Origin of the sequence: Longimicrobium sp. (genome assembly GCF_036280135.1) — a bacterium.
Taxonomy (GTDB): Bacteria; Gemmatimonadota; Gemmatimonadetes; order Longimicrobiales; family Longimicrobiaceae; genus Longimicrobium.
Genome location: NZ_DASURI010000209.1, coordinates 1 through 19,633, shown reverse-complemented (window position 1 = coordinate 19,633; position 19,633 = coordinate 1). Strand labels below are relative to the sequence as shown.

Sequence of the window (19,633 nt, the reverse complement as noted above, 5' to 3'; positions counted from 1 at the left end):
TGCATTCTCACGCAGAGGAAGCAGGGGCAGCAGAGTACTTCATCGCTCGACGAAGTACTCTGCGCCCTCTGCGGCTCTGCGTGAGAATGCAGTTTTTCTGTCTCCGAGGAGAAACACGCGAAGGAGCAGCGTCTTCGGCCGAGCCGCAGTACTGCTGCCTCTGCTCCCTCTGCGTGAGAAAAGCAGTTGAAGTTGGGGTTCTACTCTTCGTCCTCGCCCAGGAACATGCGCTGGTAGCTGTCGTAGCGGCCCGCGTCGATCTCGCCGGACTGGGCCGCGGCGCGGACGGCGCAGCCGGGCTCGTGCGTGTGCGTGCAGGTGGGGTAGCGGCAATCCCCCAGCAGCGGCTCGAACTCGGGAAAGTAGAACTGCAGCTGGTCCGGCTCGATCTCCCACAGCCCCACCTCGCGCAGCCCCGGCGTGTCCGCCACCCACCCCCCGCACTCCAGGGGGATGAGCTGCGCCGTCACCGTGGTGTGGCGGCCCTTGTTCACGGCCTGGCTCACCTCCGACACGCGTAGCCCCAGGCCGGGCTGCACGGCGTTCAGCAGGCTGCTCTTGCCCACGCCCGACGGGCCCGCCAGCGCGGACAGCCGCCCGCACAGCGCCTCGCGCAGGCCGTCCACGCCCGTGCCGTCGCGCGCGGCCGTGTAGTGCACCGTGTAGCCGGCGCGCTCGTACGGGGCAAAGAGCGCGCGGGCGGCGTCCATCCCCGCCACGTCCGTTTTGTTGACGACGATGACGGGCGCGATGTCGCTGGAGGCCGCGATCACCAGAAAGCGGTCCAGCATGCGCAGGTGCGGGTCGGGGTTGGCGGCGGCGAAGACGACGAGCACCTGGTCCACGTTGGCCACGATGGCCTTGGGACGCGGCGCCTTGCCGGGCGCCTTGCGGGCCAGCACCGTCGTGCGCTCGTGCACCTTCACGATGGACCACACCGTCCCTTCGCCCGCGCGGTCCTCGTCCACGTCCACGCGGTCGCCCACCACCACCTTTTCGCCCGTGCGCTCCTCGCGCTTGATGCGGCCGCGCAGCACCGCCTCGACCACGCCCTCGGGCGTCTCCACCTCGTACACGCCGCCCAGCCCGCGGCACACCGTCCCGCTGCGCATCGTCTTTTTGATCAGGCCTGATGAAGGGGGCACAAACGACACGGCACCCCTCCAGGATGGAAGGGTGCCGTGAAGATATGCGTTCGGCCGGCCGGCGTCATGCCGCGAAGCTGGCCAGCGCCTCGCCCATCTCGCCCTCGCGCAGGCGCTTGAGGGCGCGGTCGCGCAGCTGGCGGATGCGCTCGCGCGTCACGCCCAGGATGTCGCCGATCTCCTCCAGCGTGTGCTCGCGGCCGCCCTCGAGGCCAAAGTACAGCTTGAGGACCTTGGCGTCGCGCGGCTGCAGGGTGCCCAGCGCCTTGTCGATGCGCTCGCTCAGCAGCCGCTCCTCCACCTCCTCTTCCGTCTCGATGGCGCTGTCGGCCACGAAGCGGTCCATGAGCTGGCTGTCGTCGCTGTCGCCGATGGGCGCGTCCAGGCGAATCTCGGCCGCGTTGAGCGTCTGCAGGCTCTCCACGATGTCCACCGACAGCCCCGTGGCCTCGCTGAGCTCCTGGGGCGTGGGGTCGCGGCGAAGCTCCTGCTTGAGCCGCTCGCGCTCGCGGAAGATCTTGGCCAGGTCGCTGGCGCGGTTGAGCGGCACGCGCACGCTGCGGCCCTGGTTGGCCAGGGCGCTCAGGATGGCCTGCCGGATCCACCACACGGCGTAGGAGATGAACTTCACCCCCTGGTCCGGGTCGAACTTACGCGCGGCCGTCACCAGGCCCACGTTGCCTTCCTGGATGAGGTCCGCCAGGGAGACGCCGCGGTTCTGGTACTTCTTGGCGACGGAGATCACGAAGCGCAGGTTGGCCCGCACCAGCTCGGCGATGGCGGCCTCGTCGCCCGCCTGGGCCCGCTTGCCCAGCTCGATCTCCTGCGCGGCGGTCAGCAGCGAGTGCGTGCTGACCTCCTTGAGGTACTGGTCCAGGCTGCTCTGGTCTTCGGCCGCCACGGAGAAGCCGCCGTCCAGGCTGGGCGCCTGGCGCTTGCGCCGGCGGGTGGTGCCCTTTCGCGTCGTGGTGGCCATGTCTTCGTTCTTCGTGCTCATCGTGCCTCAGTCGGTGCGCCCCCACAGGCGGGGCGCGAACCGTTCGGATTCTTGCAAAAGGTCTGCCGGGGGATAACAAAGCCGCCCGGCGCGTCGAAGGCGGCGGGCGGCGGCTCGGCGGGCGTTGCGAATGGTCGCTACGCGCGCAAAACGCCGCTCCTTCCCGTCCATGCCGTCCCCATGGGCATGCCAAGCCGTGCCCGAATGCATCCGGGACGTGCCGTGGTCGTGCGCGAGAGGACGTTCAACATCTTTCAAAACGCGAAAGTTTGGGTGATGATCCGCCGGCCCCATGCGGTCGGGGGCGCACATGATACGTTACGGAAATCTCCCCGTCAACGGTTTCGTTGCGCACCTTGCGAGGTCCCTGGGAACGGTTGCCGGCTGCCTGCTTCGTACGCCGGCGAACCAGCAAGGTTCCGGCCACCAAAACCCGCCGCGTTGACGGTAGACACTTGCCCTTTCGGCAGGTTTTCGGCGTGCACGGAACGGGCCGCCGGGCAGGACGCACAGGAGCGTCCGAATGCCGTTCCGCGTCCAATCCCAAGACACTGCGGACGGGGTGCTTGTTCCCCGCCTGCATTGGGTATCGGCACGTGCGGGCGGAAGCCGTACCGGGTTCCATCCCCTTCCTCCAGAGCACAGAGTTTACACCGGCCCGGGGTTTGCCATCCGTCCCGTGCATGGACAAACCCGATGCACTTCGCGCCTTTGCTCTCCAGGTCCACGACCGCCTGTGCGCGGTGTACGGATGCCCCATCCCGTACTTTCACGACCTGGACCCGCTGAGCGAGCTGGTCTCGTCGCTCCTGTCGCACCGCACCACCAACCGCAGCTCCGGGCAGGCGTTCAAGGAGCTGCGCCGCCGCTTCGGCAGCTGGGAGGCCGTGCGCGACGCGCCCGTGGCCGAGGTGCAGGACGCCGTGTCGCCGTGCACCTGGCCAGAGCAAAAGGCGCCGCGCGTGCAGCAGGTGCTGCGCGAGGTCACGGAACGCCGGGGCGAGCTCTCGCTGGAGTTCCTGGCGGAGATGCCGGTGCCGGACGCGCGCGCGTGGCTGGAGTCGATCCCCGGCGTGGGGCCCAAGACGAGCGCGGCCGTGCTGCTGTTCAGCCGGCTGCGGATGCCGGCGCTGCCCGTGGACAGCCACCATCACCGCGTGGCCACGCGGCTGGGGCTGCTGCCGGACGGCGTGCCCGTGGGCCCGGCGCACGCGCGGCTGGAGGCGCTGCTGCCGGCGGACTGGAGCGCGCAGCAGGTGTACGATCACCACGAGGTGCTCATGCTGCACGGACAAAAGTGCTGCTTCTTCCGTAGCCCGGCCTGCGCCCGCTGCCCCGTGCTGGACCTGTGCCCCACGGGCCAGGCCCGCCTCGCCCCGAAGACCGCGGATGCCCGTCCCGCCGATCCGCATCCCGACCTGTTCGGGTGACAAAAGTGCGAAAGTGCGAAAGTGCGAAAGTGCGAAAGAACGCGCGGCGTCGGGGGGATTGGGTGCGCCGCCGTCATCCCGCCGAGCGAATGAATTCGCCGCTGGAAAGGCACGAAGTCCGCCTGCGCGGACTGCCCCAGGGAGGGTCGCCCGTGTGCACCGGCGCGGCAATCCGGTCGGTTGAAGCCCCGTTCGCAGAGCGCATCGGCGCGAGACGGGGCTTATGGCTGTCCTAGCGGCGGGTTTACCCGCTCAGGCGGGGAGCCGGCTCGCCGGCATGATCTCTCCCGAACGTTCATCCCCCGCCTCGGCCTCCCCATCCCCGCCATTCCGACAGTCCCGCATCTGCCGATCGCCATTGTGCTTAGGGCAGTTGACCCAACCCTGTGCAAAGATTAAATTTCGGCTCCTGTTCGGTGAACCCGCAGTCCTGGGGCTGAGATCGCAGATGGAGATCGCGCAGAAGCTCGCCATCCTGGCCGACGCCGCCAAGTACGACGCGTCGTGCAGCAGCAGCGGCGCCAAGGGGCGCAAGGGCGGCAAAAAGGGGATCGGCTCCACGGAGGGGTCGGGCATCTGCCACAGCTACACGCCGGACGGCCGGTGCGTGTCGCTGCTCAAGATCCTGCTCACCAACTACTGCATCTACGACTGCCAGTACTGCATCAACCGCCGCAGCAGCGACGTGCGCCGCGCGCGGTTCAAGGTGCGGGAGGTGGTCGACCTCACGCTGGACTTCTACCGCCGCAACTACATCGAGGGCCTCTTCCTGAGCTCCGGGATCATCCAGACCCCGGACTACACCATGGAAGCCCTCATCGCCGTCGCGCGCACGCTGCGGCAGGAGCACGGCTTCGCGGGATACATCCACCTCAAGGCCATCCCCGACGCGTCGCCCGAGCTGCTGGACGAGGCGGGCCGCTGGGCAGACCGGCTGAGCCTGAACGTGGAGCTGCCCACGCAGGAGAACCTGGACCGCCTGGCCCCCGAGAAAAAGCTCGTGCAGATCACCAGCGCCATGGGGCGGATGGCGGACCGCATCGACGAGGCCAGGCAGGTCGCGGAACCCCGGCGCCGGCTCCCGGTCTTTGCCCCCGCCGGGCAGAGCACGCAGATGATCGTGGGCGCCACGGAGGCCACGGACGCCACCATCCTTTCCACGGCCTCCGCGCTGTACAACGGGCCGCGGCTCAAGCGCGTGTACTACTCCGGCTTCAGCCCCATCCCCGACGCCGCCGCGGGGTTGCCGCCCATCGCCACGCCGCTCGTCCGCGAGCACCGCCTGTACCAGGCCGACTGGCTGATGCGGTTCTACGGGTTTGGCGCGGAGGAGCTCACCACGCCGGACGCGCCCAACCTGGACCTGACGGTGGATCCCAAGGTGTCGTGGGCGCTGCGGCACCGCGAGCGCTTTCCCGTGGACGTGAACCGCGCGTCCAGGGAGGACCTGCTGCGCATCCCGGGGCTAGGCGCGCGCAACGTCAAGCGCATCCTGGCCGCGCGCCGCTGGACGCGCATCCGCACGGACGACCTGCGGCGTCTGGGCGTGCCCCTGCGCCGCGCGCTGCCGTTCATCGTCACGGACGACCATCGGCCCACGCTGCTGGGCCTCGACGCCGTGGACCTGCGCGACCGCATCGCACCCAGGCGCGCGCAGATCGATCTGTTCGAGACGGCCACCGCCGCCACGCACGGGGAGCTTTGAAGTGCGTGAGTGCGGAAGTGCGTCAGTGCGGGAGTGGGTCCGGCGCGGGAGGGCTCCGTGGTGGGCGGACGGGCGTCGCGACATCCGGGAGCGAATGAATTCGCCGCTGGAAGTTCGCGAAGTCCGCCTTCGCGGACTGCCCCAGCGGCGACCGGCATCCGTGCACCGCGGCCGGCAACCGGAGCGGTTGAAGCCTCGTTCGCAGAGCGCGTCAGCGCGAGACAGGGCTTATGGCTGTCCCAGCGGCGGGTTTACCCGCTCAGGCGGGGCGACGGCGTCCATGCTCGTTCCTGGTTCGGCATCGAGCCCGCTCCCATGATCGAAGTCGCCATCGAGCCCACGTTCGCCGCGTGGCGGGCGGCCGCGCGCCGGCTGCTGCTGGACGGCGTGGAGCCCCGCGACGTCGCCTGGCGCGACGCGGACGACGCGCAGCAGGGGCTTGGCCTCGCGCTCGCGGCGGACGCGGCGGGCTTGGCGCGGCCGCAGGACGCGTTCCGCGTGTCGAAGCGCTTCGTGGAGCTGGCCCAGGCCGCGGCGTGCCACGCGGACCCCGAGCGCTGGGGCCTGCTCTACCGCCTGCTGTGGCGCCAGACGCACGGCGAGCCGCGATTGATGGACGTGGCCAGCGACCCCGACGTGCATCGCCTGCTGCGGATGGAAAAAGCCGTGCGCCGCGACACGCACAAGATGAAGGCGTTCGTGCGGTTCCGGACGGTGGAGCACGAGGGCGAAACGATCTATGTTGCGTGGTTCGAGCCGGACCACCACATCGTGGAGCGCGCGTCGGAGTTCTTCAAGGAGCGCTTCGCCTCCATGCGCTGGAGCATCCTCACGCCGCGCCGCTGCGTGCACTGGGACGGCGAGTCGCTGGCGTTCACGCCCGGCGTGTCTCGCGCCGACGCGCCCACGGCGGACGTGCTGGAGACGCTGTGGCGAACGTACTACGCCAGCACCTTCAACCCCGCCCGCCTGCGCACCCGCGCCATGCGCGCCGAGATGCCCCAGCGCTACTGGAAGAACCTCCCCGAGGCGGACCTCATCACCCCGCTGGTGGCCGATGCTCCCGCCCGCACCCGCCGCATGATCGAGCAGCAGGCCCGCGACGAGCTCGCCCGCCGCGAGCGAAAGCAGCGGCGAACGCGGGAGGGTGATGCCGATCCGCCTGCCGCCGTCCCATCCAACGATCCACCGGCTGAGCAGGGCGAGTGAGAGAACCGGGCGGTGTAGCCCAGCATCACCCTGGAATGCGTCATCCTGAGGAGCCGCCGCGTGGACCCGGTTCGCGCGGATTCCATGGCGGCGACGAAGGATCTCGCCCGCGAAGCTCTGCGCCTGCCCTCGTGCCCGCGCGGAAGACGGAGCTTTCCGCTATCGTTGAGGGACGGCTTCAGCCACTCCGTCCAGATGCCGATACTCCAGCGTGAGGATGAACCCGATGCCCGCGTCCGCCCGTGACTGACCGCCCCGCGCACCACGGGCCGGACGGCAAGTTCCGCATCCCCTGGCCGCTCGAAGTGCCCGACCAGCGCGCGGGCGGCGGCGTGCTGCGCTGGCAGATGGAGCGGATGCGGACCAGGCTTCCGCCCAACCCCGATCCATCGGCCCTGCCGCTCGTATCCAGCAACGTGGCGCGGCCGCGCGCGGCGGCGGGGGAGATGCGCATCACCTGGATCGGCCACGCCAGCTTCCTGCTGCAGATGGGCGGCCGCAACGTGCTGCTGGACCCACACTTTGGCCCGCGCGCGTCGCCGTTCCGCTTCATGGGGCCCAAGCGGTTCGTGCCGCCGGGCGTGGCGCTGAAGGATCTGCCGCCCATCGACGCTGTCCTGCTCTCGCACGACCACTACGACCACCTGGACGAGGGCAGCGTCCGCGACCTGCACCGCGCGTTCGGGGACGGTATCCGGTGGATTGCGCCGCTGGGGCACGCGGCGTGGCTGCGGGCGCGCGGCATCACCAACGTGGCGGACGTGGACTGGTGGGACACGATCGAGCTGCCCGGCAACGGTGGCCCGCTGACGGTCACCTGCGCGCCGGCGCAGCACTGGACGCGCCGCACCCTGCGCGAATACAACGACCGGCTGTGGGGATCGTTCGCGCTGCGGACGGCGGACGGGCGGCGCGTGTACTTTGGCGGGGACAGCGGCTACTTTCGCGGATACGAGGAGATCCGCCGGCGCCTGGGCCCGTTCGACGCCGTGCTGATGCCCATTGGCGCGTACGATCCGCGCTGGTTCATGGCGCCCGCGCACATGAACCCCGAGGAAGCCGTACGTGCCTACGTGGAGATGGGCGGCCGCGGCGCGTTCATCCCCATGCACTGGGGCACGTTCCGCCTGACGGACGAGGATCCGCTGGAGCCGCCCGTGCGCCTGCGCGCCGCGTGGGAGTCTGCGGATCTGCCGGACGCCGATCTGCACGTGTTGAAGCACGGCGAGACGCTGGTGTTGTAGAAGTGCCAAGTGCGAAGTACCAAGTGCCAAGTAACAGATAGCCGACGATGTCGCACTTGGCACTTGGCACTTGGCACTTGTCACTTCGCCTCACTGCGTCGACGGGTTGTCGTCGCCGGCCTTTTCGACCGCGGTGGGCGGCTGCGCGGGACCGCCACCCGCGGGCAGCGTGGGCTGGCCCACGGCCGTGGACGACGCGCTGTCCGGGTAGGTGCCCGGGCCGCTGGGGGCGGCGGGGTTCACGGTCCCCACGGGCGGCGGCGCCACCGGGGTGGCCGTGCCCGCCGCCATGGAGTCCGGGCCGGGCGCGCCCTGGCTGGCCTCGTCGGGAACGTTGTGCTCGCCGGAGCCGTCGCACGCGGCGGCGGCCAGCACGGCGGTGAGCAGTCCGGCGGATAGCAAGCGAAGCCTGGGCATCGGCACCTCTAGTCCGGGTTGAAATCCTGTCGATGTGCATCGGTCGAGGCGCGGACGATTCGCATCCGCCGTACCAGTCGTCCATCAGCCGCCAAACGGGCCGGCCGCTGGCCCGAAACGCGCCCGAAACACTTGCGCCCCGGCCTGACACCTTCCATCGTTTCAGGTCCGGAACCCACGCGTACCGCCCGCTTTCCCTTTCGCCCAACCCAATGGCCAAGCACATCCCCCTGTCGGATTCGGAGCTGCACGCCATCGAGGCCCTGGCCCTGGACGCCACGCCGGGCCCGTGGGAGCCGCAGGTGGTGATGGACTACCAGACGGGCGAAAGCGCCCGCGTGGTGGTGCACGCCGCCGCCGAGGACGACGAGCTGCGCTACGTGGTGGAGGGCGCGCACGAACTGGCCGAGGCGGACCAGCGCTTTATCGCGGCCATGCACCCGGATGCCGTGCTGCGCCTGGTGCGCGAGATCCGGCGCCTGCGCAAGGTGCAGGAGCGGTACGACATGATGTGCGGCATCGTGGAGCACCTGAACGCCTTCCTGGAACGGCGCGGGCTGGTGGCGCAGGCCCAGCGCTTCGTGGAGGTGCGGGCGCAGCTGGAGCGCATCGCCCCCGACGGAACCGAGCTGGGCGACGGGGGACGGGCGGGGGCGGATCGCCGTTCCACCGCGCTGGCCTGACCCCAGGGCGCCCCGCCGGGCGCCCTTTTTTTCATCACCCCACATCCCTTTCCATCCAGTGCGGCCGACTGTGATGACCGCCCGCGAAATCCGACTGCCGGACCGCTTCTACCTTCCCCGCATCGACGCGCAGGGCCGCGAGGTGCGCGACGTGATGCCGTGGGAGGGCGCCGTGAGCTACGCCACCGACGGCGCCCGCGTGGGGGTGGCCTACCCCGACGGCCGCGTGGAGTGGCTGGGCGACGTGCCCGACCTGTCCCTGGGTGACGCCTCGCACTTCGAGGAGGACTTTGCCGGGGTGAACATGGACGCGCTCGTGGCGGGGCTGCACGCGTACGTGGAGCGGCATCCTATCCTGCGCTCCGTCTGGCGCGAGGACCTGCAGCGGCTGGATTCGCTGCGCGGGCACGGGCCGGGCGGCGGAAACGGCGACGGTTCCAGGGAGCAGGGAATAGGGAACAGGGAATAAGGAATCGCCGGCAACGGCAGAAACAGGCGAGGGGCGGCCCCGGAGTGCGGGGCCGCCCCTTTGTCATCCACTGTACGGATCCACGGATCGTGCGCTGCCCTGCCGGGGTGCGCCCGTGGAACCGTCTACCTGCCGGCGGCGCGCGCCGGCAGGGACATCAGCAGATCAGCATGCCGCAGGTGATGCCTTCGCAGGTGTAGTTGGGACACGACGCGCGGCAGCTCTGCGCGTTGTACGTCTGCTTGACGCACGTGCCGTACTCCGGGTTGGTGGGGCAGAACGTATCCATGCTGTCATCGTAGAGGCTGTTCGCCTTCACCGTCCCGAGCGCTCCCGAATCTTCTCCCGTCACGAACGTCACGACTTCGAGATCCTCGATCTTGAGCTTGCGCATTTGCTTGATCCTCACGTGAGGGTAGGGGTGCCACCCGCGAGGGTGCGAGTGGCGAGGGTAGAGCGGCAACCGGCAGGGCAGCGACACCTCATCCCGGTGTACCTATTGAGACGCACAATAGTTTCATCCTTTCGTGCGATGGCGATTTACGTGCGGAAGGATGCATGAACCACCGTGCTCGCCCGCGCCCGGACCAGGAGCCGCACAACGCGAACGGGCCCGGCGATGTGCCGGGCCCGTTCGCGCGTATCACCCGAGCCGTTTCCGTCAGTTGGCGGCGGGCTGGCCGTCCAGGCGCGGGTGGGCCTGGTTGGCGGGCACGCTGGCCTCCATGCCGGGCGTGGCGCGGTTCTCCAGCGCGTCGGTGTAGATGCGGCGCCACTCGGCCATCATCCGCGTCGTCGTCGTGTCGCTGGGGTTGCCCAGCCCCGTGAGCGCCAGCAGCCCGCCAGCGCCGCCCGTCAGCGCCATCGCGCCCCACATGTGGTCCGTCACGTTGGGCAGCGCGCGGTGCAGCACCTCGATGTTGCGGCCCAGCGCCCCCGAGGGGTTCAGGTTGGCCAGCGCCTCGCGCTCCATGTTGTTGGCATTGTCGATCATCTCGCGCACCATGGCGTCGTCGAAGCCGGGCTGGCCCCGGTACTGCTCCGCCTGCTGGCGCATGGACCGGGCGCTCTCCACGGCCTGCTGCTGCATGGGACGCAGGGCCAGGTGCCCGCCGGCCTCGGTGATGCGCTCGCGCACCCACTCCATCTCCGCCGGGTTCAGTCCCTGCGAGCGCGCGGAGCGCACGAAGCTCCCGCCCACCAGGTCGCCCAGCCCCGCCACCATGCCGGCGGCGTCGGTCGCGTTGCGCAGGCCGGCGATCAGGCCGCCGCCCTCGGCACGCGTTTCCATCTGGGCCATCTTCTGGTGGTACTGCGGCGCCTCGCGGGTAATCAGGTCGAACTGCACCAGCGTCGTGCGCAGGTACGCCGTCACCTGGCGCGGCGTGAGGAGGCTGTCCGCGGGTGCCTCGAAGCTGGCCGTCTCCTTGTCGGTGGCCGTGGCGGAGGACGCCGGGTCCACGGCCTCGGCGTTGGCCGTGGCCGACTGATCTTCGGGGGCGTCGCCGCCGCACGCGGCGGACAGCAGCAGGAGCCCGGCCGCGGCGGCGCGGCGCAGGAAGGGCATGCGGGGCATGGGATGCTGCATCGCGAGGCCTCTCTGTTGGTTGGGGTGAACGCCGGCGCGAGCGGCGCCGGGAGGAGGGCGGGCCCGCGGCCCATTATGGCAGCGGGACGGGAACGGTGCGTCCGGGCAGCTTCGCTGTCAAGCGTTTCGTCCCTCCGCGGGTAAGCGGATGGAGCGAAAGGAGTTGAGCCATCCGCCAGCGCGCGGGGTGATTACGGCGGTCCATCCGAAAAGATTCGAAACGCGATCGTTTTGGGGCCGACGCCCTGACCCGGGGATACGGATTAGATGATGAAAAGGCGCGCGGCGGCTGAAGGCGGGCCGCCACGTTCCCGTTCTGCGCGTTCGCTTGGGGTCCGGTATCGAGCACGTGTGTTCGAGCCCTGGCCGTGTTTTGGCGCGGGATTGCGCGGAACAAGTGGACGGCGTATCCACCGTACCTCCCCGCCGACGTAGCCGGTCGGACGCCTTGTCCATAGTACTATCGGATGGTACTATACGAGCACACGTCACCGCCGCACGCTGGAAGCCGTGTTCCGGGAGCCTGTCAGTGCCACCATCGTCTGGGACGACGTGGAAGCGTTGTTCCTGCACCACGGAGGCGTGATCGAGGAAGGAAGCGGCTCACGGATCTGCATGATCCTGAAAGATCATGCGGCGGATTTCCATCGGCCGCACCCGCGAAAAGAAGCCAAGCGATACCAGGTTCGCCTCGCACGCGCGCTACTCACCCAAGCCGGGATCGTACCATGAGCATGACGTACAAGGGCTACACGGGAACGATGGAGTACGACTCCGAAGACCGGATCTTTCATGGCCGCGTGATCGGGGTCACCGACATCATCTCGTTCGAGGGGACCTCGGTGGATGAGTTGGAGGCGGACTTCCGCAACGGGGTGGACAACTACCTGCGGGGATGCGACCGCAACGGCGTGGAGCCGCAGAAGCCCTACTCCGGCAAGTTCGTGCTGCGCCTTTCGCCGGAGGTGCACCGCGACACGTCCATCGCGGCACGGCGCGCTGGAGCCAGCATGAACAACTGGATCCTGGGCGCCATCCAGATGCGGCTCGACGCGGAGAAGATGCCCCCCAGCCGCCCTGAGATCGACGATCGGATCTCCGAAGCCGCGGGCGGATAATCCTCCGCCGCTCGTTTGGCGACCGACGCGACCGGCACGCCCTGGCGGTGTGCCGGTCGCGTCCGTTTTGTGCCCGGTTCCGAACAGGCATGTTCGGCCCGTGGCCGTGTTTTGGCGGGTAGTTGACCAGGGAAAATGGACAGATGATCGTTGGGCGCCGTCGCCGTTCACCTCTGCCGCGAAAGGCGCAGCGCCATGGAACACCGGGGATACACGGGCTCGGTGGAGTTCGACGCCGAGGAGGGCATCTTTCACGGCCGCGTGCTGGACCTGCGCGACACCATCACGTACGAGGCGGACTGCGAGGAGCGCCTGGAGGCCGCGTTTCGCGACGCCATCGACGAATACCTGGACCAGTGCTGGGCCTGCGAGACGGAGCCCGAGCCCCCGCCCGCCGCGGCGGACGCGCGGCCCTGGGCGGCATGATCCGCATCCGCCAAACGAAGCGCGGGCCGGGAAGCGATCTCCCGGCCCGCGCTCGACCCGCTGCTCCACCGAATCCGCCGAGTCCGCCGGCTAGGAGCCCCGGCGGAGCTCCGGGACGACGGGGATGACGAGCGTGCGGTCGCCGCGGCGCACCTCGAAGCGCACGGCTTGGCCGGGACGCAGACCGGCGTAGAAGCCGCCCGCGCCCGGCGTGGTGAACGGGCGCCCCTCGATGCGCAGCAGCACGTCGCCGGCGCGCAGGCCCGCACGGTGGGCGGGAGCGCCGGGCACCACGGACTGGATGCGCATGGGCTGCGTGGCGTGCCAGCGCCAGTCGCCGTTCTCCTGCCGCCAGCCGCAGTCGCCGCAGTCCATCTCCATCCCGAAGTACACGCCCGGGCCGCCGCTCGCCTCCGGCTGCGGGGACTCGCTCCCGTGGCTGCCCGGCTTGGCGGCGGACGCCGTCACGGCCACGTTCGGCGTGTTGCACCCCGGCTCGGGCACCACGCGGACGACGGATTCCGCGCCGTCGCGGCGGATGCCCAAGCGCACGGGCACCCCCGACCGCAGGTTGGCCATTCGCCGCCCGCCGTCGCGCGTGGTGATGAGCGCGCCGTCAATGCTGGTGATCTGATCGCCCTCGCGCAGCACGCGGGCCGCGGGGCCGGCCGGCTCCAGGTTCCACGCGCGCGGCTCCACGGAAAAGTCGTGGCGGTACCCCGCCCCGTCGCGCGCGTTGACCATACATCCGCCGCCTACGCAGTGCAGCATCCCGATGCCCAGCGACGCCGTGCGCGGCACGCCGTCGCGGCAGGCCTGCGCCCGCGCGTCCGTGGCCGTGAAAACCAGCGCCAGGATCAGCGGGATGGACCGGAGCCGGCGAGCGTTCATCATCCGCTTGATCATCAGAACATCACGCCCGGACGGGGCGCCGTGTCCGCGGGGGTCATGCGGCCGTGGCGCGTGATGGACGCGGTGCGGAACAGCTGCACGGCCGAGCTGTCGCCGCCGCGCAGGCGCGTGAGCTCGCGCGAGGCGCCGTAGCAAGCGGCAATGGTGGCCTCGCGTCCCTGCGCGGCCACCAGGCTGTCGCTGCCGCGAGTGGCGGCCACGAAGTGCGCCACGGCGGCCACGTACTCCGTGCCCGCACGCTGCACGCGCACGGCGGCCTGCATGGCCGTGGCGACGGTGTCGGCCGCGATGGCCATGGCCGACGCAGAATCGGCGGGCCGCGACATGCGCCCGCCCCCAAAGCCGATGCCCAGCAGCAGCGCGGCCGCGGCCGCCTGGGGCACCCAGCCGCCCAGCATGCGTCCGCGCCGGCGGCGATGCCCGTCTAGCGAGACTACCTTCGTCACGGCGACGGGCGCGGGCGTGGCGGCCGTCTCCTCGGCCACGAGGCGCGCGTGCAGGGCGGCCCAGCCGTCGCTGGCGGGCGTGGCCAGGCGCGGCAGGGCCGCCAGACGCGCCGTGAGGACCACCAGCGGCTCGGCGAGGGCACGGCAGGCGGCGCAGTCGTCCAGGTGCGCGGCGACCCGGGCCATCTCGCCTGGGGGCAGCTCGCCACCGGCGTAGTCGTGCAGGTCGTCGTCGGAAAGGTGCATGGTCATCGCTCCAGGGCCTCCATCATCAATCGCCGCGCGCGGTTCAGCTGGCTCTTTACCGTGCCCAGGCTCACGCCCAGCATCTCGGCGATCTCGTGGTAGCGGTAGCCGTTCACGTCGTGCATCAGCAGCACGTTGCGGGCGCCGGGGGGCAGCGCCGCGATGGCGCGCTCCAGGTCCACGGCCGTGTCGGGCATGGCGCGGCGCGCCTCGGCGGCGTAGCGGTCGGGCTCGTCCGTGGTCATCACCCGCGCCTGGCGCCGCGACTCGCTGCGCAGGTGCTCCAGCGTGGTGCGCACGGCCACCGTGTGAATCCACGTGCTGAGCGCGCTTTCGCCGCGAAATCCAGGCAGCTTTTGCCACACGCGCACGAACACCTCCTGCGTGACGTCCTCGGCCCGCGCCGCGTCGCACGTCATCCGCAGGGTGATGGCGTACACGTGGCGATAGTGCGCGCGGTACAGCGCCTCGAACGCGCAGGGGTCGCGCGGGAGGGCGGTGTCCGGCGTGGCGGGCTCCGGCGGTGCGGTCAGGGTCACAGTCGGCGTGCGGGGGCGCGTTCGTGCGTTGGCCTGGGTATGTGGCCGGCGGGCGGTGAAAGGTTGGAAGGACCGGAACCGCGGGGGACAGGTTGCGGGGGACAGCCGGCAACGGCGTGCATCCTCTCCCGCAACGTGCGTGTGGTTGGCACGAGTGGACAAGCGGCGGCGGATCAGGCCGGGGTTACGTGAGCCCCCGGCCTACCGTCACCGCTCGCACTCTTCTTCGATGGCCTCGCATCGTCTCATCCTTCTCCTGTCAGGACGAGTCGCGGCAGGGCTCGCGCTTCAGGCCCCGGCACGGCGTCGTAGTGAGCATCGCGCGATGCGACCGGCGCGTCGTGCTGGCGCGCCAGCGCCGCGATCCAGATGTCGTTCTCCGGGATGGGACGCCCTTGCCGGCGCAGGTGCGTCCTCACTTCTCCGTAGTGGTGGGCCGTCTCCAGATCACAATCCAGCACTTCGCCATTGGCCAGCAGTGCGTCGATACGGGCCATCTCCCGTTCCGTCTGCCGGCCCTGCAGCGCGCCCGCGATCAGCTCCCCGATGACGACCACCGGGATGAGGAGGCGCTTTGCCTCATACAGGGCCTGCTCCGCGCCGGGATCACGGCGAAACGAAGCAATGACGATATCGGTGTCCAGCAGGAGCTTACCATCCTTCATAGTCGATCCTTTCGCATTCCTCTTCGATGAAGCGCTCCATCTGGTCCAGGACGTCCTCGGGGATCGTTCCCGCGAATCGCCGAAACACATGGCCGGGCGCTCCCAACCCTGCGGCAAAGGCAACCACGTGCTCCGCGATGAGCTCCTGCTGCTCGCAGGTGAGGCCGCATACCTCGCGCTCCAGCTCCGACGGGGGCGATCCACCGACGGAACGCGCGGGAGGGCAGGAAGCGATGACGAGATCGCCATTGCTCGACGTGCCACTCTGCCGCCAGGGAAGCGACGCGTGCGGGTTGGCCCGCAGCCAGCGCGCGTACTCCACCACCTGCTCGCGCCGCGCGGCCGGCAACTGGTCGAACATAGTCACGACTTCGGCACTCAGCTGAACGCTCATGATGCCTCCGTAAAGGGGACGCAGTGCTCGCGTCTGAATCTAACCCCAGAATCGTCCGGAGTGTAGATTCTGAATGCGCCACCGGCCGCACGCCTGCTTGCGGCCAACGCACGAACACCGATGCGCATCTGCACATGTTGCAGTGTGTCGTGGCACCTCGAACCGAAGCCGCTCCGGGCAGATAAAGTGGCGCGGATGCTCGCGATCCGGCCGTGTGCCCATGATTGGCACCAACAGCGGCTCCGACGTGGCGGCACGATAACGCGGCCACTTAGACCACGATTTCCGCTCCGATCAGGACAGGCGCGCTCCGTCCAGATACGACGAAGCCCCCGCGGCACGCCGGCCGCGGGGGCTTTCAGTCGGGATCCCGAGGGCCCTACGCCTCGGCGGCGGCGCGGGCGCGGACCTGCTCCTGGCGCAGGAGGCCGGCGGCCATCATCTCGTACGGGATGGACGCGGCGTAGCGGGGCACGAGCGCGGCATCGTCCGTCACGGCCAGCAGCTCGGCGTCGGCACGGACGGCGAGCGCCTCGGCCAGGGCGTGGCGATCGGCGTGCTCGCCGGCGATGCGCGTCCACTCCAGCAGGCGCGACTGCAGGTCGTCCAGGTGCCACGCCACGTCCGTGATCCCGCCGAAGTGCGTGGGCAGCAGCATCCTGGCATCCACCGCGCGCAGGCGGTCGATGCTGCGCAGCCACGCCGGCGTGTCGATCTCCGGCGGCGGCGTGGGCGGGCGCACGTGCTTGACGCCGTCCATCCGGATGCCGCCCACGTCGCCCGTGAACACCAGCCCCGCTTCGACGTCGTGGAACGAGAAGTGGTGCGCCGCGTGCCCCGGCGTGTCCAGTGCCGCCAGCGCGCGCCCGCCCACGCGCACCGTCTGCCCGTCGTCCAGCGTGCGGATGCGCTCCGTGGGGACAGGGAGCATGGTGCCCCACATCTCGTCCATGCGGTCGCCGTAGATGCGCGCGGCGCTGGCCAGCAGGCGCGACGGGTCCACCAGGTGCGGCGCGCCCCGCGGGTGCACGTAGACGCTGGCGCGCGGCGCGAGCGCCACGAGCTGGCCGGCGCCGGCCGCGTGGTCCAGGTGGATGTGCGTGAGCAGGATGTGCGTGAGGTCCGCCGGGTCATGCCCGGCCGCGCGGATGCCGGCCAGCAGCGCGTCGCGCGTGGACGCCGGCCCGGCCTCGATGAGCGCGAGGTCGCCGCCGTCCGCCACCAGGTACGACGCGATGAACCCCGGCCCGCCCCATCCGTGGTCAATGCGGGTGACTCCCGGTGCCTCCGTGTGGATCCGCGCCTCCGCCATCCGCTTCCCTTCCCTTGGTTTCCGGACGATCTCGTGAGCCGCGGAATCTACATCACCCGATCGTTCCGTGCGACGGGCGGACGCGAAAAAGCCCGCCCCCAAGCAGGGAGCGGGCCTCGGCGCGGATCAACTTCCGCACGAACGCACTTCCGCACTCGTCACAGGCCGAGCATCCGCTCCACGCGGGCTTCCAGCGAGGGCTTGGTGGCGCCGGCCAGGGCGCTCTCCAGCAGGTCCGCCAGCTCCTCGGCAAAGTCCTGCGGGTGACGGCGCTTGATGCGCACCAGCGGCGCGAACGCCAGCATGATGGTGCGCGGGCGGTCGTCATCCCCACCCTCTTCGTCACCGCGCCAGGCCTCGGCGGACCAGCCCGCGCCGCTCTTCCACGGCTCGGAATCGTCCGTCTCGTCCTCTTCCTCCATCTCGGCGGCCATGCCGGGGGGCAGGTGCTCGATGGGCACCGTCAGCCCCACCATCGCCTGGATCTCCTGCGCGGGATCCTCCGGCTCCTCGGCCATCAGGCCCAGGCGCACGGGACCGCGGATCACCTGGTGCAGGATGACGATGGTCTCGGGGGGAAGGAACGCCCGAAAGCTGGGGTTCTCGTTTCCGTCCGCAAAAAAGGCGACCGGGATGAGCTGCGAGTCGTCGGTCAGCAGCCCCTCGGGCTCGACCTCGCGCATCTCCAGGTCAACCGGCTCGTCGCGAAGGTATACGTGCATGGTTCTCGGCGCTAAGATCTCGCGTTCTCCGCGACCGCGCGGGCCGGGTGCGTGCCGTCCGCATCTTTCCGTACGGCTTGTGCTTGTACACTCTACTGCGGCGAGGTTCCCCACAGCGTGCACGCCCTTGCCGCTCCTGTGACGCCAGCCGCATCCAGCCGGTGACACGGCCGCGCCTGACCGCTTTGGATCGGATGCGGCGGATGCCATTCCTCCAGTATCGACCGACATCGACCATGTCCTTACCCCCCGTGATCACCGCGCCCCTGCTGGCGCCGCTGCACGACGAGCTCCTCCGCCTGCTGCGCTCCCTGGCACCGGAAGACTGGGAGCGGCCGGCCACGCCGCGGTGGCGCGTGCGCGACGTGGCGGCGCACCTGCTGGACGGCGACATCCGCCGCCTGTCCGCCGGGCGCGACGGCAACGCGCTGCGGCCGGACGTGCCCATCCACGGCTACGACGACCTGGTGGGCTGGCTCAACTGGCTCAACGCCGAGTGGGTGGGCGTGGCGCGGCGGATGAGCCCGGCCGTGATCGTGAGCCTGCTCCAGGCCACGGGCCCGCAGGTGGCGGATCACCTGTACTCGCTGGAGCCGGACGCCCCGGCGCTGTGGCCCGTGGGCTGGGCGGGCGAGGAGACGTCGCCCAACTGGATGGACGTGGGCCGCGAGTACACGGAGCGCTGGCACCACCAGCAGCAGATCCGCGATGCCACGGGCCGGCCGGGGCTCACGGGGTCCCGGTGGATGCGCCCCGTGCTGGCGCTGTCCATGCGCGCCCTGCCCCGGGCCTATGCGCGGACGGAATCCGGTGAGGGAACATCCGTCGTACTCAGGGTGGAGGGCGACGGTGGCGGCTCGTGGACGGTGCGCTGTTCGAACGGGGCGTGGATCCTGTCCGAAGGCGCCACGGCCGATGCCGCCTGCGCGTTGCGGATGGACGCGGACACCGCCTGGCGCGTGCTGCTGCACGCCCTGCCGCCGGAGCGTGCCCGTCCGCGCGTGGCCGTGGAAGGCGACGCGGCCCTCGCCGAGCCGTTTTTGCACGCGCGCGCCGTGATGGTGTGAGCGCGTCTCGTGGGTCGGACAGTCGACAGGCGAGAGATTTGCCCTGCCTTGGTGCATTCCCCCGAGCGGTCTGAATCAGTGGTTGTGGAGGCGTGAGTTGCGCGGGTTCCTGAAGCACATCGAGCTGTGGCTGAGCGCGGCGGGGATCGCCGTGATCCTGGTTGTGCCGGGTTTGCTGCTGCGCCTTGCGGGCGCGGACTACTGGCAGGCGATGGCCTACACGGCGATCGTCGTGGGCGTGCTGCACGGGTGCATCTTCTGGACGGTGCGCCGGCGGCAGCGACTGGCCCGCGAGCAGACGCTGCGGGAAGCGCACGCCATGCTGCGCGACGGCATCCAGAAGCAGGTCGCCGCACTGCTGACGATGGACGCGCGGGCCACGGAGGAGCAGCGGCGCCGGCTGGATGGCGTGTTCGACTCGCTGGTGCTGCTGGACCACCTGCTGGATTCGCTCTCTTCGGAGCGCCTGACGGCGTGGAGCGCCAGCGAGGAGGGGCGCGTGGAGATCGCCAGGCCGCACCGCGCCACGGGCACGCGCCCCGCGCCGGACCTGCACGTGCACAAGGACGTGCAGAACTGACGGGGCCCTCACCCGCTCGCTGTCGCTCGCACCCTCTCCCGCAAACTGCGCGGGAGAGGGTGTATACTTCTACAAGGTGTGGTGCGCGGTGGCGGGATCCAGGCGTGGGCGGAAGCCCGTCGCTGCGCGACGGGTGGCCCTCTCCCCCGACCGCCTTTTTGCTCGTTCCTCGCAACGGCGGTCGACCCCTCCCCCAACTTCGGGGGAGGGGTTTTGTCGTGGCCCATCTTCGGCGCGCGGAGACGAGTTCGGTGGGGTTGGGTTCTCCTCTCTCCGTGAGGAACGAGCGGGGGAAGGCGGTCCGCTGCCGGCTCGAACC

23 protein-coding genes are annotated in these 19,633 nt (G+C 70.2%); 11 read left to right on the top strand and 12 right to left on the bottom strand.

Annotated features, from left to right (window positions below):
• Window positions 1-200: 200 nt before the first annotated feature.
• On the bottom strand, window positions 201-1,112 hold the full coding sequence (rsgA, locus tag VFZ20_RS06250) for a ribosome small subunit-dependent GTPase A (RefSeq protein ID WP_329682982.1): 912 nt from the start codon (window positions 1,110-1,112) through the stop codon (window positions 201-203).
• A 97-nt stretch (window positions 1,113-1,209) separates the two neighbouring features.
• On the bottom strand, window positions 1,210-2,142 hold the full coding sequence (locus VFZ20_RS06245) for an RNA polymerase sigma factor RpoD/SigA (RefSeq protein ID WP_329682981.1): 933 nt from the start codon (window positions 2,140-2,142) through the stop codon (window positions 1,210-1,212).
• 683 nt (window positions 2,143-2,825) lie between these two features.
• On the opposite strand from VFZ20_RS06245, the gene VFZ20_RS06240 reads away from it, so the two are divergent.
• The 4 genes from VFZ20_RS06240 (at window position 2,826) to VFZ20_RS06225 (ending at window position 7,730) form a co-directional block, all read left to right on the top strand.
• On the top strand, window positions 2,826-3,572 hold the full coding sequence (locus VFZ20_RS06240) for a hypothetical protein (protein ID WP_329682980.1): 747 nt from the start codon (window positions 2,826-2,828) through the stop codon (window positions 3,570-3,572).
• Window positions 3,573-4,020: 448 nt separating this feature from the next.
• The gene (locus VFZ20_RS06235) at window positions 4,021-5,277 is read left to right on the top strand and encodes a putative DNA modification/repair radical SAM protein (protein WP_329682979.1); all 1,257 of its coding nucleotides are present in this window, start codon (window positions 4,021-4,023) and stop codon (window positions 5,275-5,277) included.
• A gap of 315 nt (window positions 5,278-5,592) precedes the next feature.
• The gene (locus VFZ20_RS06230; RefSeq protein WP_329682978.1) at window positions 5,593-6,486 is read left to right on the top strand and encodes a TIGR03915 family putative DNA repair protein; all 894 of its coding nucleotides are present in this window, start codon (window positions 5,593-5,595) and stop codon (window positions 6,484-6,486) included.
• 242 nt (window positions 6,487-6,728) lie between these two features.
• A complete protein-coding gene (locus VFZ20_RS06225; protein ID WP_329682977.1) occupies window positions 6,729-7,730 on the top strand; it encodes an MBL fold metallo-hydrolase in 1,002 nt (333 codons plus the stop codon).
• A 90-nt stretch (window positions 7,731-7,820) separates the two neighbouring features.
• On the opposite strand, the gene VFZ20_RS06220 is transcribed toward VFZ20_RS06225, so the two are convergent.
• Window positions 7,821-8,147, bottom strand: coding sequence for a hypothetical protein (locus VFZ20_RS06220; RefSeq protein WP_329682976.1), 327 nt, complete (start codon window positions 8,145-8,147; stop codon window positions 7,821-7,823).
• A 212-nt stretch (window positions 8,148-8,359) separates the two neighbouring features.
• Between VFZ20_RS06220 and VFZ20_RS06215 the strand changes: the two genes are divergently transcribed.
• Window positions 8,360-8,830: a hypothetical protein gene (locus VFZ20_RS06215; RefSeq protein ID WP_329682975.1), complete on the top strand. Its 471-nt coding sequence runs from the start codon at window positions 8,360-8,362 to the stop codon at window positions 8,828-8,830.
• A gap of 73 nt (window positions 8,831-8,903) precedes the next feature.
• Entirely contained in the window at window positions 8,904-9,299 is a 396-nt protein-coding gene (locus tag VFZ20_RS06210) for a hypothetical protein (RefSeq protein WP_329682974.1), read from the top strand.
• 157 nt (window positions 9,300-9,456) lie between these two features.
• On the opposite strand, the gene VFZ20_RS06205 is transcribed toward VFZ20_RS06210, so the two are convergent.
• The gene (locus VFZ20_RS06205) at window positions 9,457-9,693 is read right to left on the bottom strand and encodes a hypothetical protein (RefSeq protein ID WP_329682973.1); all 237 of its coding nucleotides are present in this window, start codon (window positions 9,691-9,693) and stop codon (window positions 9,457-9,459) included.
• A 267-nt stretch (window positions 9,694-9,960) separates the two neighbouring features.
• Complete coding sequence (locus tag VFZ20_RS06200) at window positions 9,961-10,887, bottom strand: hypothetical protein (RefSeq protein WP_329682972.1); 927 nt, start codon at window positions 10,885-10,887, stop codon at window positions 9,961-9,963.
• Window positions 10,888-11,397: 510 nt separating this feature from the next.
• Here VFZ20_RS06200 and VFZ20_RS06195 point away from each other — a divergent pair.
• From VFZ20_RS06195 to VFZ20_RS06185, 3 genes are all read left to right on the top strand, one after another.
• Window positions 11,398-11,619, top strand: a complete 222-nt coding sequence (locus tag VFZ20_RS06195) for a type II toxin-antitoxin system HicA family toxin (RefSeq protein WP_329682971.1) — start codon at window positions 11,398-11,400, stop codon at window positions 11,617-11,619.
• Window positions 11,616-12,005 (top strand): type II toxin-antitoxin system HicB family antitoxin, encoded by a 390-nt coding sequence (locus VFZ20_RS06190; protein WP_329682970.1) that lies wholly within the window; start codon window positions 11,616-11,618, stop codon window positions 12,003-12,005. Before VFZ20_RS06195 ends, VFZ20_RS06190 begins: the two co-directional genes overlap by 4 nt.
• A gap of 195 nt (window positions 12,006-12,200) precedes the next feature.
• A complete protein-coding gene (locus tag VFZ20_RS06185; RefSeq protein WP_329682969.1) occupies window positions 12,201-12,431 on the top strand; it encodes a hypothetical protein in 231 nt (76 codons plus the stop codon).
• 90 nt (window positions 12,432-12,521) lie between these two features.
• Here VFZ20_RS06185 and VFZ20_RS06180 read toward each other — a convergent pair whose 3' ends face one another.
• The 7 genes from VFZ20_RS06180 to VFZ20_RS06150 form a co-directional block, all read right to left on the bottom strand.
• Window positions 12,522-13,325, bottom strand: coding sequence for a PDZ domain-containing protein (locus tag VFZ20_RS06180; protein ID WP_329682968.1), 804 nt, complete (start codon window positions 13,323-13,325; stop codon window positions 12,522-12,524).
• A gap of 11 nt (window positions 13,326-13,336) precedes the next feature.
• Entirely contained in the window at window positions 13,337-14,041 is a 705-nt protein-coding gene (locus VFZ20_RS06175; RefSeq protein ID WP_329682967.1) for an anti-sigma factor family protein, read from the bottom strand.
• Window positions 14,038-14,574 (bottom strand): RNA polymerase sigma factor, encoded by a 537-nt coding sequence (locus VFZ20_RS06170; RefSeq protein ID WP_329682966.1) that lies wholly within the window; start codon window positions 14,572-14,574, stop codon window positions 14,038-14,040. The genes VFZ20_RS06175 and VFZ20_RS06170 overlap by 4 nt, the downstream gene beginning before the upstream one ends.
• Before the next feature lie 245 nt (window positions 14,575-14,819).
• Window positions 14,820-15,239, bottom strand: a complete 420-nt coding sequence (locus VFZ20_RS06165; protein WP_329682965.1) for a type II toxin-antitoxin system VapC family toxin — start codon at window positions 15,237-15,239, stop codon at window positions 14,820-14,822.
• Window positions 15,226-15,633 carry a hypothetical protein gene (locus VFZ20_RS06160; RefSeq protein ID WP_329682964.1) on the bottom strand — a complete coding sequence of 136 codons (408 nt, stop codon included), beginning with the start codon at window positions 15,631-15,633 and terminating at the stop codon, window positions 15,226-15,228. The genes VFZ20_RS06165 and VFZ20_RS06160 overlap by 14 nt, the downstream gene beginning before the upstream one ends.
• 379 nt (window positions 15,634-16,012) lie before the next feature.
• Complete coding sequence (locus VFZ20_RS06155) at window positions 16,013-16,945, bottom strand: MBL fold metallo-hydrolase (protein ID WP_329682963.1); 933 nt, start codon at window positions 16,943-16,945, stop codon at window positions 16,013-16,015.
• 158 nt (window positions 16,946-17,103) lie between these two features.
• Entirely contained in the window at window positions 17,104-17,667 is a 564-nt protein-coding gene (locus VFZ20_RS06150; protein WP_329682962.1) for a hypothetical protein, read from the bottom strand.
• Window positions 17,668-17,903: 236 nt separating this feature from the next.
• On the opposite strand from VFZ20_RS06150, the gene VFZ20_RS06145 reads away from it, so the two are divergent.
• Window positions 17,904-18,734 (top strand): maleylpyruvate isomerase family mycothiol-dependent enzyme, encoded by an 831-nt coding sequence (locus VFZ20_RS06145; RefSeq protein WP_329682961.1) that lies wholly within the window; start codon window positions 17,904-17,906, stop codon window positions 18,732-18,734.
• A 97-nt stretch (window positions 18,735-18,831) separates the two neighbouring features.
• On the top strand, window positions 18,832-19,314 hold the full coding sequence (locus VFZ20_RS06140) for a hypothetical protein (RefSeq protein ID WP_329682960.1): 483 nt from the start codon (window positions 18,832-18,834) through the stop codon (window positions 19,312-19,314).
• The last annotated feature ends 319 nt before the right edge of the window (window positions 19,315-19,633 follow it).